Raw genomic sequence first — 12008 nt, 5'->3', positions numbered from 1 at the left:
AGGGGAGGGATGCTCTCTTTTTTGGACAAAAATGAGCGTTGAAAGCGGACGAAAAGAAAAAACGTATTTCTCTAATTTGTCTCAAAATATTCTCTCTTTAGGTTCATGTAGTTGTTATTTGCTCCAATTATTCTCAATTAAAACTCAGAATTGTCTCTTTTTCGTGCTCTTGCGCTGCTTTTTAACTCTTGCTACTCTTTTTGGGTGTTACATTTTTCTCTTATTTGTCTCAGTGATGGAGCAATGCGATGCGCATTTTTATCGATGATGGTTCAACCAATATCAAAATGCTGTGGGAGCAAGATGGCGAAACTTTCACCCATATCAGCCCCAACAGTTTTAAACGCGGCTGGTCTGCCACCTTCGGTTCCGGGAAGCCCTTTAACTACACCGTGGATGATGAAAAGTACTCATTCGACCTGATCACTCCCGACGCGCTCCCGACCAATAATATTGACTGGCAGTACAGCCCGTTGAACTCCATCGCTGTCCATCACGCGCTGCTGACCAGCGGTCTTGAGCCACAGGACGTCGAAATAGTTGTGACGCTGCCGCTGACTGAATTTTATGACGAGGATGCGCAATATCGCCTCGACAACATTGAGCGTAAGAAAAAGAGCCTGCTGCGCGAAGTTAAACTGAATAAAGGCGTGGTGTTCAACATCACCAAAGTCACCGTGCGCCCGGAATCGATTCCGGCGGGCATTAGCCTGTGCGATGAACTCAAGCCCTCCCATTCGGTGCTGATTGTCGACCTCGGCGGCACCACGCTCGATATCTCGATGGTCGCCGGGCAGATGACCTCGGTTTCGCGCATTTACGGCGACCCGAAGCTGGGCGTATCGCTGGTGACCGACGCCGTTAAGCTGGCGCTGGCGCGGGCGAATACCGATACCTCAAGCTATAACGTCGACCAGATCATTATCAATCGCCATGACGAAGCGTACCTGACCGATAACATCAACGATCCGGATGCGGTTTCTGAGGTGAAAAAGGTGATCACTAACAGCATAGAACGTCTGACCACCCGCGTCCTGACGGCTATCGATAGCTTTAAAGGCTACTCGCATGCCATCGTGATTGGCGGCGGCGCGCCGCTGGTTGCCGATGCCATTCGTGAACGTATGGGCCTGCGTGAGGACCGTTTCGTGGTGGCTGAAGAGCCGCAGTTCGCCCTGGTGCGTGGTCTGAAAATTATTGGCTAAGGAGCGTCTATGACTCTGGAACGCAGAAAAGTGCTGATTTACCTGCGCCCGGATATCAGCGCCAGCGAGCGCTTCGCGGACGCAAAAATTGAGGCCCACCATCGCGGCGACCGTGGCGATATGTCGCGCACGGCGCTGCTGGCGGGGCTGGCGTTAGGGGAAGTCGATAGCCGCTTGCCGTCGATGCTGGCGGCGCTGCTGGCGGAAGACACGAAACCGGAAACGCTGCGCAAGATGCTGGCCTCGTTCCTTGAGATCCAGCCGGCCTCTTCCGCCCCGACAGCCGCACCAGCGGCCGCCCCGGCTAAGGCGCCGGAGCCGCCCGCGCCGGTCAGCGAGAGCGTTTCGGCGCGCAACCTCGCCGGTTCGCTGCCGGACTAAGCGCTATTCGCGGTTTGCGCTATCCGGGAAACTCCCCGGCTTGCGCTGCGCTTAGCCGGGCTACTGTTTACACTGTCCGGTAGCCCGGGTAAGGCGGAACGCCGCGACTGGGAAATTCCCCGGCTTGCGCTGTGCTTAGTTTGTAGGCCAGGTAAGGCGTAGCCGCCACCCGGCATACAGGCGGCTCCCTGGCTGTGGCCATGCCCGGCGGCGCTACGCTTGCGCGGGCCTACGGATCCAGTGCAATGGGGGGCCTAGTCCGGTAGCCCGGGTAAGGCGGAACGCCGCGACCCGGGAAATTCCCCGGTTTGCGCTGTGCTTAGTTTGTAGGCCGGATAAGGCGTAGCCGCCACCCGGCATACAGGCGGCTCCCTGGCTGTGGCCATGCCCGGCGGCGCTACGCTTGCGCGGGCCTACGGATCCAGTGCAATGGTGGGCCTAGTCCGGTAGCCCGGGTAAGGCGGAACGCCGCGACCCGGGAAATTCCCCGGCTTGCGCTGTGCTTAGTTTGTAGGCCGGGTCAGGCGTAGCCGCCACCCGGCATACAGGCGGCTCCCTGGCTGTGGCCATGCCCGGCGGCGCTACGCTTGCGCGGGCCTACGGATCCAGTGCAATGGTGGGCCTAGTCCGGTAGCCTGGGTAAGGCGGAACGCCGCGACCCGGGAAATTCCCCGGCTTGCGCTGTGCTTAGTTTGTAGGCCGGGTAAGGCGTAGCCGCCACCCGGCATACAGGCGGCTCCCTGGCTGTGGCCATGCCCGGCGGCGCTACGCTTGCGCGGGCCTACGGATCCAGTGCAATGGTGGGCCTAGTCCGGTAGCCCGGGTAAGGCGGAACGCCGCGACCCGGGAAATTCCCCGGCTTGCGCTGTGCTTAGTTTGTAGGCCGGGTCAGGCGTAGCAGCCACCCGGCAGTAAGACGGTACGCCGCCACCCGGGATGTCGCCCCTATCCGTGGGCGAGAAAGCGGGCCAGGCGCTGCTGCAGCAGGCGATTTTCGCGGGTCAGCCGCGCGTTCTCATCCAGCAGCGTCAGCGCCACCGCAATCCCCGGCCAGTCCAGCTCCAGCTCGTTACGCAGGCGCACCGCGCGATGGACAATCGTCACCGCGCTGTCGTCGAACAGCCAGGTGTCCGCCTGCGGCTGGTGCGGTTCAATCATGCCTAAGCCGACAATCTCCGTCAGCTCCTCTTCCGACACCCCGGTACGCAGGCACAATTCGGTAATGGTAAACGTCACTGTTACTGTAGCCATCAGGCTTTCCCCCATGTCTTACGCGGATCGAAGCTGGCTTCGGCGGTGGCCAGCTGTTGCCAGAGCTCACGCGCTTTTTCATCTGGTTTTGGCGGCATCACAATTTTAATAACGGCGAACAAATCGCCGGTGTGGGTTTTGCTCACCAGCCCTTTGCCCTTGATACGCAGGCGCTGCCCTGCCTGGCTACCCGGCGGCACCGTCAGCAGAATGCTCTCTTTCAGGGTGGGCACCGTGACTTTGGCGCCCAGCGCGGCCTCCCACGGCGCCAGCGGCAGGACGATCTCCAGGTTATGTCCCACGATGTCGAACAGCGGGTGCGGGGCGATGTGGATCACCAGCCACAGATCGCCGTTCGGCCCGCCGTTTTCGCCCGGCGTCCCCTGGCCTTTCAGGCGGATGCGCTGTCCATCGGCCACCCCGGCGGGGATCTTCACATTCAGCGTTTTCGGCGTCTCGCTTTCGATCATGCCGAACACGTTATACACCGGCAGGTTATAGCTGATGGTGCGGGTCTGCTCAGCCAGCGTCTCTTCAAGGAACACCGCGACCTCGATCTCCAGGTCGTGGCCGCGCGACGCGTGCTGACGGCGACGCTGATGCGCCTGCTGGCCAAACATGGAGGAGAAGATGTCGTCGAAATCCTGCTGGCTGTAGCTCTGCTCGTGGGTCTGCTGCTGGCGACCGAACCCGGGATCGTTGCGATGCTGCCAGAGCTGATCGTATTCCGCGCGCCGTTGCTCATCTTTCAGGACTTCCCAGGCTTCGGCGAGATCCTTAAATTTGGCTTCGGCATCGTTTTCTTTACTGACGTCGGGGTGGTACTTGCGCGCCAGGCGGCGGTAGGCGGTCTTGATGGTTTTCAGATCGTCGGTTGGTTGCACCCCGAGAATGGCATAATAATCCTTCAATTCCATGCTGTTATCTCATCTATGCTCAGTGCGGTGGTTACATATTCCCTGGATCAGGCGTCTGTATAAAGCGTAGGGCAAATGCGCCCTGAAGGGGAAGAAAAGTGGCGGAAACTTGACGTCGTCGGGGTCAACGGCGTCGTGGGCGCGGCTAATCTTTCACCTGCGGCCGCGGACGACGGCGCCAGCCTGCGAACAGCACCAGCAGCGCGCCGATGGCGCCGGCCAGGCGCGCAATGCCGTCGCCGGCGGTGGGAAACAGCTGGCGAAGGGTAGGGTCGCTGACCAGCATTGACCCGGCAATCCAGCCGATGAGCATCCCGCCCAGCAGCACCACCGCGGGAAAGCGAGTGAGCAGGGCCAGCACCAGCTTGCTGCCGGCGACGATAACCGGAATGCTAATCGCCACGCCGAGGGCGACCAGCGCAATGTGCCCTTTGCCTGCGGCGGCCACCGCCAGCACGTTATCCAGCGACATGATCACATCGGCGACGGTGATGGTGACTGCGGTGCGCCACAGGCTGCCGGAGCTGGCAACCTCGCTCTCGTCCTCCTCATTACTGACCAGCCTGATGCCAATCCACATCAGGAGCAGCGCGCCGACTATCTTCAGCCACGGCAGCGACAGGAGATACAGGGCGATCGCCAGCAGCAGGATGCGCGCCAGGATGGCGCCTACGGTGCCGATGACGATCGCTTTGGTGCGTTTTTGTGGCGGCAGTTTGCGACAGGCCATGGCGATCACCACGGCGTTGTCGCCGCCCAGCAGTAAGTCGATGGCGACAATCTGCAGCATAATCACCGCCATGTCCCATTGTTGAAGAAACGCATACATATCGAGAGAAACCACCTGAAATAAATACCACGAAAAGCCGTTGCGCCGGGGACTCCGCCCGGGGAGCGTTGACCACTGGCGCCGGACCGCGCCGTCGCGCGGGAAACCTGAGCCTGAAAAATAAAGTTACGAATCAACGCGCCGTCGGGCAAGGCTTCGGCGAAAAAGGGTGATATTTTGTCATACAGACTCACCTGCTGTTCACTTATCGCAAGGATCCCCACTATGTCTGGCCACAAGAAATACCTCTCCGTCGCCCTGCTGAGCGCTGTCTTACTGCCAGCGATGGCTTCTGCCGCTGACGCGCCGGCGACTTTCACCGCGGAACAGGAGGCGCAAATCGGCAAAATCGCCGCCGATTACCTGGTCGCCCACCCGGAAGTTCTCCTGCAGGCAAGCCAGAAACTGCAGCAAATTCAGGCTGAGCAGCAGGCCAGCGCGGCCACCCAGGCGGTGCTGAAGAATGCCGCCTTGCTGACCCAGGATAAAAATACCCCGACCTACGGCCCGGCCAACGGCAAAGTCACGGTGATTGAGTTCTTTGACTACCAGTGTGTCTACTGCAGCCGGCTGGCGCCGGTGATGGAGCAGGTGATTAAAGCGCATCCGCAGACCCGCTTCGCTTTTAAAGAGTGGCCTATCTTCGGCGGCCGCTGGGAAAGCTCGCTGGAAGCAGCGAAAACCGGCCTGCAGATCTATCAGCAGAAAGGGGCGGATGCCTATCTGGCCTACCATAACGGGATCTACGCCACCGGACATAACGAAGGCAAGCTGACGACGGCGGATATCCAGCAGCAGGCGAAGAAAGCCGGCTTTGATGCGAAGAAGGCCACCGACGTCGAACCGGTGCTGCAGAGCATTAACGACCTGGCGCAGGAGATTGGTCTCAGCGGCACGCCGGGCGTGATCGTGATGCCGACTACTGGCGCCACGGAAGCCAGCATCACCGTCTTCCCGGGGCTGGCGGATAAAGCCTCGCTCGAAGCCGCCATTAAAAAGGCCGGCGGCTGATCGGCGGCGTCGTTACCCAGTCAGGGCCGCCGGGGGCGGCCCTGCTATCATTCCTGATCCCTCTCCTCGGGCGGCGGCAGCGCGTGGCTTTTTAAATCAATAATCTGGCCAATGTGATCGTGGTAAACGGTCAGCAAATTATAGCGACTCATTTCGGAGATGATCTGCGGGGCGACGTTAAAGCTGCTGGCCAGCTCCTCATCTTGCAGGGTAAGCACCGCGGTGTGACGCCGGGTATGGGCGCGGCGTCGGTTATAGTGGTACCAGAGGATCAGCAACCAGCCGTTCAGCGCGGCAATCAATAAATACACCAGCGCCGTATTCAGGGAGTCCATCAACGACGACCAGCGCGGGGAGGGCGGCGCGATGAACTGCATCAGCAAATTGGCGTAGAGAAAGAACAGAAAACCGAGCCAGGCCAGCAGCGTTAAGCCGGCGTCCACCAGCCGGGGCAGCACGCGGTGTTCGGTTAAGATGAGCGTATTTTCATTCATCGCAGGCTTCCTTTTCCCCGGTCCGGGCTCACCCAGCGCGCGCGGGAACGTTGACGTTTCAACATCACTTTCGGAAAAGCGACCAGCGTGGTCAGCAGGCCGATCATCCAGTAAACCATCGGGAACCAGATCACCCAGAACAGGGATTTGGCGACCTTTTTCTCATAGCGCCGTTCGATATACAGGCTGGCGACGAACTGCAGCAGGCACATCAGGCCGAGCAGCATGCCGGTGAACTCAGGCGGAAACAGGCTGTGCACTGTCAGGTTGTCCGGCAATGGCATCAGGCGGCTGAGGATAAACAGCAGGATGGTGACCGCGTAGGCAAAGGCCCACAGCGTGGAGCAGGCATACTCCAGAAACAGCGGCCACATCCGATGATGCTGCCAGTGAAACAGGCGGCGCAGGTTGACCAGAAAGACTTCGGCCCCGCCCTGGGCCCAGCGCAGACGCTGCTTCCATAACCCTTTTAGGGTCTCAGGCATCAGGATCCAGCACAGCGCCCGCGGCTCGAAAAAGATGTCCCAGTGGCGGAGCTGAAGCTTCCAGCTGATATCAATATCTTCAGTGATCATATCCGGGCTCCAGTAGCCGACGTCCGCCAGAGCCTGACGCCGGAAGGCGGCGATCACGCCGGAGACAGTAAAGACCCGGCCATAGATCCGCTGCGTCCGCTTGATAAGGCCAATGATCGACGAGAATTCCCCTACCTGAATGCGGCCGATCAGCGTGGATCGGGTGCGGATCCGCGGATTGCCGGTGACCGCCCCGACGTGCGGGTAGTGGATCAGCGGGGCGACCAGCCAGGCCGCGGTATCCCGGTCCAGCAGGGCGTCGCCATCGATGCAGACCAGCAGATCGCCGCGCGCGGCGGCGGCGCCCGCTTTGAGCGCCACCGCTTTTCCCTGATTGGCGGCCAGGTGGATCACCCGCAGCCTTGGCTCCTCCTGCGCCAATTGCTGGAGCACCTGGGCAGTGTTGTCCGAAGAGCCGTCGTTAATCGCGATCACTTCGAGGTTGGCGTAACGCTGGGCCAGTGCCGCGCTGATGGTCTCCCGGGCGTTTTTCTCCTCGTTAAAGCAGGGGATCAGGATCGAGATCAGCGGATTGCCCGGCAGCGACGGCGGCGGGGTTTCCTCTCCCCACGGCCAGTGGCGCTCCAGCTGGAACCAGAAGTACAGACCCCCGGTGATCCATAGCACCGACATAAACAGCGGCCAGAAAAAGACAAAGTCGAGGATAAGCTCGCCGGTAAACACCGCTGCGACGCCTAACGGCAGCCCGAAAACGAGGCATAAAATGCACAATGCGATAATGCGATCAGTCATGGTCAGGGTACCACCAGGAAGAAAATTGCGGTCTGATACGGGAGATATCAGGCTGATTGTTAATGAAATCGTCTGGGTAGTAGCCGTAGTTTTTGACGCCGTTTAGCCGCAGCAAATGCATCCAGTCCGCCAGCTGTTGGTCGGGAATGGCGTTGCGTTGGCGTCGATTCCAGTCTCTGGCCTGTAGCTCAAAGATGGTTTTCTTCAGCGCGCCCGGGCGGCGGGCGACGGCCTGCACCAGCCGCGTCAGCCAGGCCTGGCTGGCGTCAATCGGCACGGACTCCATCAGCGGCATCGCCATGGGGACCGTCCAGTCATAGGCGGCAAGGAAGTCATCCAGATTTTGCGCAAACCAGGCTTCGCTCTGCGGCTCAAGGATCGGCAGGGCGAAGAGATTACGCGCCGTTTTTACCTGCGGGCCGCGGATGGCCTGCACCGACTGGCGCAGCTGCAGAGTGAAGCGGGTCAGGGTTTGGCTTTTGAAACGCATCCATGCCTGGCGCTCTTGCGGACTTTGGGGCACCGGGCCGGCATCGTGCGCCAGGCCACTCTGCCGCCAGGCGGCGACCGCCTCCGGGCTCACGTCTTCAAAATCGGTCAGCACGGCGTCGTCGTGGAACAGAATCCCGCTGAAGCTGGCGTGCCGGGCCAGATCCTCATAGATGTCGGTGATCTGCTGGCGAACCCGGGGATCCCATGGCGACAGGCGGACATAGGGCTGACGGGCAAGTAACGCCTTCCCGGTTTGCGGATCCCAGCGCTGAACGCGCGGCAGATCGGACGAGAGATCGAAGGCCAGCACCGGCATCCAGGCATAAACCTTCACCCCGCCGCGGGTTTGCAGCTGCCAGGAGACGAAGTTAAACAGGTCGGCGCGCATCGGCAGCCAGCGGTTGGGGAAATAGAGCGACTTGACCGTGCCGTCACCCTGCGGGTCGGAGAAGGCCTGCAGAAAGACGTGGCTGATTTTCATGTCATAGACGCGCTGCACCAGCTTATCGATATTCTTTGCCTGCTGGACGGGATTGGGGTCATAGACATAGTCCAGATCCACATGCATCACCCGAACAGGATCGGCTTCCTGGATCTGGGTTACGGCGTTAGCAAAGGCCTTGATCGACGGGTTACCGGCGATCAGCATGCGCGGAATATTGTCCAGATCCTTCACGTTGCCCAGGCCGTCGTTCAGCGTAAACGCCAGCTGATACCCCTGCTGTTTGGCGATGGCCAGGGTGCTGCCGCTGGCGGCACCGTAGGGCCACACCCAGGCGCGCGGCGCTTTCCCGGCGACGTCGTGGATTTTCGCCGTTACTTTCTGCACGTCATCGGTCATTCGCTGGGTAAACTGCGCGTCGCTTTCATAGCGGCCGGTGGTTTTATCCCAGCCTCGGTTGGCGGCGGCGGGCTCGCGGCTGCCTTGCGGATTGGCCGGCAGGCCGTAATGCGAGGCCCAGGTGTGCGCGCCGATCTCCACCAGCGGCGAGCGGCTGAGCTCGCGCACCATCTCCCAGGTGGCGAAGCGATCGCGCGGCGTCATCAGGCCACCAAAATTAACGGGCTGGTTGGCGGGGGTGTCCACCCAGCTGCCCACCGGCGCCCACAGCGCCGGAACGTTCCAGGCTTTAAGCAGCGGCCAGACGCGGGTATAAAAACTGCTATAACCATCGTCGAAGCTGAGAAGAAAAGCCTTAGGCGGAAGCGACTTAAGGCCATGATGCGCGTCCAGAATGTCCTGAACGCTCACGGCATGGTAGCCATGATGCAGCAGCCAGGCGATCTGCTCATTAAGCGCGCTGGTCCGCACCGAAAGATAACGCTGATCGGCGGCGTCGTCTTCGACGTCATGATAGGCCAGCACCAGAAAGCGATCCGCCGGCCAGGGGTTATTGGCCTCCAGCTGGGGTCGTTGCTGCGGGGCGAGGAAGGGGACCTCCTCAGCACGCACGCTGAAGATAAGGCACAGCCAGCCGAGAAGCATCAGGCCGTTGCGCAGGGTCGTGTTCAGCATGGTCATCCTTAAAACCGTATGTTTGCATCAACAGTGATAGCGAGGTTGTTTTCACGTTTACCGTCGTAGGGGCGTTTGTCCCAGTTCAGCATCACCCCGGCGTCGACGAGGTTGTTCCAGCGCAGACGCTGCCCGTAGCCCAGCGTCGTTATCGCGCCGGCGGCGTGATTTTTTTGCCAGTAGCTGCCGCCGCCGGCGAGCAACTGCTGACTCCAGACGGTGTCATACCGCTGGTAAAGCGTGTGATCGACCGCCAACGCCGCGGTGGCCGCGAGGTCGCGGGCCGGACTGTAATACGCGGTGTCGGTGCGGCTATTGGCGCTGGCCGACAGACCGGGCTGTAGATCCAGCGTTAGCCACGGGGTCTGCCAGAGGCGCTCTTTACCGGAGAGGGTGTACTCCTGACGACGGTTGTGGTCGGTAAAGCGGCTGGCGGCCGCGCTGACGCGGTACTCCCGGCGCTCGTTTTGATACCAGCGCAGCCAGCCTTCGCCGCGGTTGGCGCTGACGCCGTTGCGTAACGCGCGCAGCGGCGTCTGCTGCGAAATCCGCTCCAGCTCGCCGCCCAGCTGCCAGCGATCGTTGACGTCGTGCGCGGCGGAAAGGCGGACGCCGGGCTTATTCTCGCCGTGAAAATTGACGCTGGAGAGTTCAAGTTCTCCCCAGGCGTCGCGCGGACGCCATTCAATACCGGCGAACAGCTGGCGACGGCTGCCTTTCCCCTCTTCAAAATTGCCTTGGGCAAAGCGGTGGCCGCCGAACAATCGCCAGCTGTCGGCTATCGGCGGGCTGTAGATCGCCGTCTCAAAACTGAGGTCGTGGGTACCGCTCACCGGGTTGTCGGAATGCAGCCCTTTGCCGACGCTCAGGCGCAGCTCGGAGAAATGATGGATTTCGCGGGCTCTGGCCAGGCGCTGGGTATTCAGATCTCGTGGCGAGCGGGCGATAACGTCGTCGGTCAGCAGATCCATCTGCCGCCACTCCTGCAGATCGAGGGCGACCCAGGCCTGCTGGCGCTCCAGCTGCAGGCTGGCGGGCTCCAGGGCTTCCGCCGCTTTCAGCTGGCGTTCGGCTGCCCGCGGCAGCCCTCTGTCCTGCAGCAGGGCGGCATAGTCGATCTGCAGCCCCTGGTTGCCGGGGGCCGTCGCCGCCAGGCGCTGCATACGGGCTTCGGCCTGTGGCAGGGCGTTGGTGGCGGAGAGATAGTGCACGTTAAGCGACTGCGCGGTGAGCCAGTCGTCGTTCGGCTGGGGCGTCGGCGAGCCATAGAGATGACGGATATAGGGCGCATTCCGGGTGAGTCGGGCGACATACCGTTGCGCCGCCGGGTACTGAGCGGTGTCCAGCAGGGCGTAGAAAAGCTCATGTTCTTCATTCTGTTGGCTCGTCAGCCACGAGGGATGCTGATGAATAAGCGCCAACGCAGGCTCAATCTGCTTAAGCGCGATATAAGAGGAGATAACCCAGCCGATAGCCCAGTCGGGAACCGCCTGCTGCTGCGCCATCAGGCTTTGGTATTCGCGGATAACCTGCGCGTAGTCTGCGTTGGCGTACAGCGCGCCCAGACGGTCAATGCGCGCCCGGGTGATGTCCGGGGCGGCCTGCGGGTCGGGACGCCAGGCGGCGATCATCGCATCGTATTGCGCCAGCGCCGTGCGGGCCAGCGCGTAACGCGCCTTTTCTTCACGGGAAGGTGTATCGGCAAGGCGCACCAGTTCGGCGGCGGCGTTCAGCTGCAGGTTGCGCTTTTCCGCGGGCGTCAGTTCGACGCTATTCGCGAGGCCGAGGGCGGGGGAGTCGATCCGGTTGCGGGTCAGGGTCGCCATCAGGCTCGCCAGCGCGGCTTTATTCTGCGGTTCGCGATCGAGGATCTGCGTGTCCACCAGCAGCTGGTCCCAGCTCTTGCCAAGCCGCAGGTAGACATAAGAGAGGGTCTGCAGGTGGGCAATGCTCGCCTGCTCCGCCACCAGGCGACGCGCTTCGCTGAGCGCCTCGCCGTCCTTGCGGGCATCGGCCAGCGTCTTGATATAGCCGATACGATAGTCGTCACTGTCGGCGGCCTGGCTGAGAGCCTGCTGCCAGAGGAGGAGCGAGGCTTGCCACTGTTTCTGGTTGCGCATCGCCTGCGCCGCGGCGGCGGTGCCCCGTGCGGGAAGCGGCATATAGACCTGATAGCGTCGCCAGACTTTCACCACCTCGTCGTCCTGGCCGGCCCAGAGGGCTACCTGCAGCCAGTCTGCAACCTGAGAAGGGGTTAAGGCATGCCGCAGCTGGTATTGCTGAAGATATGAGAGAAAGGGGGCGTACTGGCCTTGACGCGCTTGCAGGATCTGCTGGTCATAGAGCGAGTCCGCTCCCTGAACCAGCGTCGGGAAGAGCAAAAGCACGCCGATTGACAGCGAGAGTTTCGTGTTGCGATTAAACAATAACGTATTTGAATAAGGTGATCTTTCCATTTCTATTTGCCATATGTTCATCAAGAATCCATTGCACAACACGACCGTCCTTTGACGGTGAGTTAAAGGATGAGGATGGTCCCATTTAGCTGACTGGCACTGCGGGTGAATGACTTATTGCAAAGTAA

10 protein-coding genes are annotated in these 12008 nt (G+C 61.0%); 3 read left to right on the top strand and 7 right to left on the bottom strand.

Annotated elements, in window-relative coordinates; genetic code table 11:
- Nucleotides 1–248 precede the first annotated feature (248 nt).
- Nucleotides 249–1205, top strand: coding sequence for a plasmid segregation protein ParM domain-containing protein (gene parM, locus ACOI7Z_RS18880; protein ID WP_080901628.1), 957 nt, complete (start codon nt 249–251; stop codon nt 1203–1205).
- Between the two features lie 9 nt (nt 1206–1214).
- On the top strand, nt 1215–1586 hold the full coding sequence (locus ACOI7Z_RS18875) for a plasmid partitioning/stability family protein (RefSeq protein ID WP_017900087.1): 372 nt from the start codon (nt 1215–1217) through the stop codon (nt 1584–1586).
- 945 nt (nt 1587–2531) lie between these two features.
- Here ACOI7Z_RS18875 and cbpM read toward each other — a convergent pair.
- From cbpM to ACOI7Z_RS18860, 3 genes are all read right to left on the bottom strand, one after another.
- Nucleotides 2532–2837, bottom strand: a complete 306-nt coding sequence (gene cbpM / locus ACOI7Z_RS18870; protein ID WP_002885324.1) for a chaperone modulator CbpM — start codon at nt 2835–2837, stop codon at nt 2532–2534.
- Nucleotides 2837–3754, bottom strand: a complete 918-nt coding sequence (cbpA, locus tag ACOI7Z_RS18865; RefSeq protein WP_023291678.1) for a curved DNA-binding protein — start codon at nt 3752–3754, stop codon at nt 2837–2839. Before cbpA ends, cbpM begins: the two co-directional genes overlap by 1 nt.
- A gap of 145 nt (nt 3755–3899) precedes the next feature.
- Nucleotides 3900–4583 carry a TerC family protein gene (locus ACOI7Z_RS18860; RefSeq protein WP_032454594.1) on the bottom strand — a complete coding sequence of 228 codons (684 nt, stop codon included), beginning with the start codon at nt 4581–4583 and terminating at the stop codon, nt 3900–3902.
- Between the two features lie 225 nt (nt 4584–4808).
- Here ACOI7Z_RS18860 and ACOI7Z_RS18855 point away from each other — a divergent pair, with 225 nt between their 5' ends.
- Nucleotides 4809–5594 (top strand): DsbA family protein, encoded by a 786-nt coding sequence (locus tag ACOI7Z_RS18855; protein ID WP_023291680.1) that lies wholly within the window; start codon nt 4809–4811, stop codon nt 5592–5594.
- A gap of 47 nt (nt 5595–5641) precedes the next feature.
- On the opposite strand, the gene pgaD is transcribed toward ACOI7Z_RS18855, so the two are convergent.
- The 4 genes from pgaD to pgaA are packed head-to-tail and all read right to left on the bottom strand — an operon-like array spanning nt 5642 to nt 11880.
- Entirely contained in the window at nt 5642–6088 is a 447-nt protein-coding gene (pgaD, locus tag ACOI7Z_RS18850; protein ID WP_080901627.1) for a poly-beta-1,6-N-acetyl-D-glucosamine biosynthesis protein PgaD, read from the bottom strand.
- The gene (gene pgaC / locus ACOI7Z_RS18845) at nt 6085–7416 is read right to left on the bottom strand and encodes a poly-beta-1,6-N-acetyl-D-glucosamine synthase (protein ID WP_080901626.1); all 1332 of its coding nucleotides are present in this window, start codon (nt 7414–7416) and stop codon (nt 6085–6087) included. Before pgaC ends, pgaD begins: the two co-directional genes overlap by 4 nt.
- Nucleotides 7409–9424, bottom strand: coding sequence for a poly-beta-1,6-N-acetyl-D-glucosamine N-deacetylase PgaB (gene pgaB, locus ACOI7Z_RS18840; protein ID WP_087849578.1), 2016 nt, complete (start codon nt 9422–9424; stop codon nt 7409–7411). The genes pgaC and pgaB overlap by 8 nt, the downstream gene beginning before the upstream one ends.
- Before the next feature lie 8 nt (nt 9425–9432).
- Nucleotides 9433–11880: a poly-beta-1,6 N-acetyl-D-glucosamine export porin PgaA gene (gene pgaA / locus ACOI7Z_RS18835; protein ID WP_165476249.1), complete on the bottom strand. Its 2448-nt coding sequence runs from the start codon at nt 11878–11880 to the stop codon at nt 9433–9435.
- Nucleotides 11881–12008 lie beyond the last annotated feature (128 nt).

The organism is Klebsiella sp. C283 (assembly GCF_048822555.1).
GTDB lineage: Bacteria > Pseudomonadota > Gammaproteobacteria > Enterobacterales > Enterobacteriaceae > Klebsiella > Klebsiella quasipneumoniae.
This window is presented reverse-complemented; position numbering and strand designations above follow the sequence as displayed.

What these genes read in the sequence shown, in the direction of transcription:
- ACOI7Z_RS18860 (WP_032454594.1), bottom strand. Translation starts at nt 4,583, where the DNA reads ATGTATGCGTTTCTTCAACAATGGGACATGGCGGTGATTATGCTGCAG.
- pgaB (WP_087849578.1), bottom strand. Translation starts at nt 9,424, where the DNA reads ATGCTGAACACGACCCTGCGCAACGGCCTGATGCTTCTCGGCTGGCTG.
- ACOI7Z_RS18875 (WP_017900087.1), top strand. Translation starts at nt 1,215, where the DNA reads ATGACTCTGGAACGCAGAAAAGTGCTGATTTACCTGCGCCCGGATATC.
- pgaD (WP_080901627.1), bottom strand. Translation starts at nt 6,088, where the DNA reads ATGAATGAAAATACGCTCATCTTAACCGAACACCGCGTGCTGCCCCGG.
- cbpM (WP_002885324.1), bottom strand. Translation starts at nt 2,837, where the DNA reads ATGGCTACAGTAACAGTGACGTTTACCATTACCGAATTGTGCCTGCGT.
- parM (WP_080901628.1), top strand. Translation starts at nt 249, where the DNA reads ATGCGCATTTTTATCGATGATGGTTCAACCAATATCAAAATGCTGTGG.
- cbpA (WP_023291678.1), bottom strand. Translation starts at nt 3,754, where the DNA reads ATGGAATTGAAGGATTATTATGCCATTCTCGGGGTGCAACCAACCGAC.
- pgaC (WP_080901626.1), bottom strand. Translation starts at nt 7,416, where the DNA reads ATGACTGATCGCATTATCGCATTGTGCATTTTATGCCTCGTTTTCGGG.
- pgaA (WP_165476249.1), bottom strand. Translation starts at nt 11,880, where the DNA reads ATGGAAAGATCACCTTATTCAAATACGTTATTGTTTAATCGCAACACG.
- ACOI7Z_RS18855 (WP_023291680.1), top strand. Translation starts at nt 4,809, where the DNA reads ATGTCTGGCCACAAGAAATACCTCTCCGTCGCCCTGCTGAGCGCTGTC.